This is a genomic window from Kitasatospora sp. NPDC054795 (assembly GCF_053611565.1).
This window is the reverse complement of sequence record NZ_JBSHAP010000097.1, coordinates 1-2,243: the sequence shown is the minus strand read 5'-3', so window position 1 is coordinate 2,243 and position 2,243 is coordinate 1. Positions and strand designations below refer to the sequence as shown.

Sequence of the window (2,243 nt, the reverse complement as noted above, 5' to 3'; positions counted from 1 at the left end):
GCTGCTTTTTTGTTTTATATTCCACTGTCTCTTTAGGGCCCCGTCCGGGTGTGGTGCTGGGGCCTGTGCGCCCACCACTCCCGGGGGGGGGGGGCTACCGGGACACGCCCCGGTAGCCCGACGCGGAGGTGCCCAACCACTTCTTGAACGTGCGCTGGAAGTGACTCAGTTCCTGATAGCCGACCGTACGGGAGACATCGGTGATCGACATGGTGGTGTTGCGCAGCAGGTGTCCGGCCTCGGTCAGCCGCAGCGCGGTGACGAAGTCGATGAACCGCCAGCCGGTCTCCTGCTTGAAGCGGCGGGAGAAGTGATATTGGCTCATGTACGCACTGCGCGCGACACGACCGAGTGTCAGACCGCTGTCCGCGTAGTTCCCCCGCAGGTACGCCACGGCGGCCCGCATGTTCGGCGAGAGCGTGAGCCGGTCGGTGTCCGGCAGCTGCAGGTCCCGTCCGACCTTCGCGGGCTCGACCGCCGGCTCGACCGGTTGCCGCGTGAGGAAGACCCGCTGGTCGGCGTGGCGGTAGCCGGGCAGCGTCCGGATGAGCTGGTGCGGGGGGCGGATCTCGATACCGGCGGGCGCGATCAGCACCCGGCACTGGTGCAGCCAGGGCTGCAGCCGCGGCCAGGTGAACCTGTCGTCCTCCGTGCACAGTTCCGGGGTGAGCACCTCGGCGGCCCGGTCGGCGATCCGTGCCCAGTCCGCCAGGTCGAGCTGCCGCGGCGAGAGCAGGCTGTCGGCGCCCTCGTGCCGCATCCGCGCCACCGTGGCGTAGCTCTCGTCCCCGAGCGACAGCGCGAGGTCGCAGATGCCGTCGTAGGCCCGGCGCTGCAGCCGGCGGTCCACCCGCAGCGTGAACAGGCTTCCGACCATCTCGCAGGCCGTGTGCCAGTCGTCGAACACCACCACCTCGGCCAGCTCGACCTTGGGGCTCGTGTTGAAGTAGGTGGCGAAGTCCATGACGCCCAGCGCTTGCGCGTTGTAGTAGGCGACGATGTCGCTCAGCGAGCTCTGCCCGTGCAGCCGGCGCACCGCCGGCAGCTCCGGCAGCACGCTCGCGTGCGAGAGCACCCGGTCGCTGTCGTCGGTCAAGTAGGCCACGCTGCGTCCCCGTTCGAGCGCGTGACCGGCGACCAGCAGCCCGGTGAGCGTGCGGTCGTGGCCCGCCGGAACGTCCAGCATGACGTCCGCGTCGCCCATTCTGGCGCGGTACGCGTCGAGCACGCGGTGCTCGGACTCACCGAGTTGTCGAGGATCCGTCAAGGCAGCGATCATTTTTCCCCCTTGTGCAGATATAACTCGCTGACCGCGCGCGAAGGCGCCTCCCTGCCGTCGACGGGTGCCCGATCGGCACCACGTCACGGCCTGCTCGAACCGGACTCGACGGCGACCCCGGTGGCAGCGCGCGGACAGGTCACAGTGCCGAGGGCGATTCCCCGGACGCGAGCAGAACCTCCCCAACGATTCCCGCCGGCCACGGTGTCCCCGGGCGTGAACCCGTTCGATGGTCACATCACGCCGCGAACGCGTCAACCCGCATTTGTGACCCCTGACCACCGCACTTCCCGCCGCGGGCCCCTGATCGTGACGGAGCGTCAGCCGGAACCGCGGAGAGGTCTCCCGTGTTCGCCGAGGGCGTCACGGTGCCAGTACACCCTGTCAAAGAAGGAGCAGTCATGTATCGCACCCTGATGCGGTCGAAGATCCACCGGGCCACGGTGACGCAGGCCGACCTGCACTACGTCGGCTCGCTGACCATCTGCGCCGACCTGATGGAGGCCGCCGACCTGGTGGCCGGCGAGAAGGTCGACATCGTCGACATCAACAACGGGCAGCGGCTGTCCACCTATGTGATCGAGGGGCCGCGCGGCAGCGGTGTGATCGGCATCAACGGCGCCGCCGCCCGGCTCATCGGCGTCGGCGACCTTGTGATCATCATCGCCTACGCGCAGGTGCACCAGGACGAACTCGGCAAGCTCGAACCCCGGGTGGTCTTCGTCGACGAGAACAACCGGATCCTGCACGAGGGCTCCGATCCGGCCGACGTGCCGGCGGAATCCGGCCTGGTCCGCGGTGACACCCTCGCGAACGGGAACTGAGCCGGGGTCACCGCACAACGGATCCATGGGATTTCGCCACGGCGGCCGGGCCGCGCCGGGGCGATCGCGGGCGCCGCGGTCGCCCCGGCCGGCACCGGGCGGCCGGCACTGGCCGGAGCCCGTCGGCCGGCCCCGGGCGG

At 69.5% G+C, this 2,243-nt stretch carries 2 protein-coding genes; one reads left to right on the top strand and one right to left on the bottom strand.

Annotation, left to right across the window (positions count from 1 at the left end; translation table 11 throughout):
- Positions 1–94: 94 nt before the first annotated feature.
- Positions 95–1,279, bottom strand: a complete 1,185-nt coding sequence (locus ACWGJO_RS29340; RefSeq protein ID WP_452188260.1) for a helix-turn-helix transcriptional regulator — start codon at positions 1,277–1,279, stop codon at positions 95–97.
- 401 nt (positions 1,280–1,680) lie between these two features.
- Between ACWGJO_RS29340 and panD the strand changes: the two genes are divergently transcribed.
- Positions 1,681–2,103 (top strand): aspartate 1-decarboxylase, encoded by a 423-nt coding sequence (panD, locus tag ACWGJO_RS29335; RefSeq protein WP_359898896.1) that lies wholly within the window; start codon positions 1,681–1,683, stop codon positions 2,101–2,103.
- The last annotated feature ends 140 nt before the right edge of the window (positions 2,104–2,243 follow it).